This window comes from Mesorhizobium sp. M7A.F.Ca.CA.001.10.2.1 (assembly GCF_003998575.1).
GTDB lineage: Bacteria > Pseudomonadota > Alphaproteobacteria > Rhizobiales > Rhizobiaceae > Mesorhizobium.
Genome location: NZ_RZQY01001382.1, coordinates 1 through 417 on the forward strand (window position 1 = coordinate 1; position 417 = coordinate 417).

1 protein-coding gene is annotated in these 417 nt (G+C 66.4%); it reads left to right on the forward strand.

Annotated elements, in window-relative coordinates; genetic code table 11:
- A partial coding sequence (locus EN964_RS37200; protein ID WP_164776636.1) for an autotransporter-associated beta strand repeat-containing protein occupies positions 1–417 on the forward strand: 417 nt, incomplete at both ends.

Consider the following 417-nt stretch of genomic DNA (forward strand, 5'->3'; position numbering starts at 1 on the left):
CAATATGTCGGCACGGGCGACAGCACCGATCGCCTGTTCACGCTCGGCGCCTCGGCCGGCAGCCGGCTCGAATCCTCCGGCACCGGCGCGATCGCCTTCACCAATGCCGGAGCGATCGCATTCTCGGCTCTCGGCACGAGCCAGACGCTGGCGCTCGGCGGCACCAACACCGGCAACAACAGCCTTGCCGCACAGATCACCAACAACGGCGCCGGCGTGACCTCGCTGACCAAGGACGGCGCCGGCACCTGGATCCTCAACAATCAAAACAGCAGCTACGCCGGCATCACCACGATCAATGGCGGTGTGCTCGGCGTCAGCAAGCTGGCGAATGGCGGCCAGGCAAGCAGCATCGGCGCCTCGTCCAACGCGGCGGCCAATCTGGTGATCGGCAACGGCTCGACGTTGCGCTACACC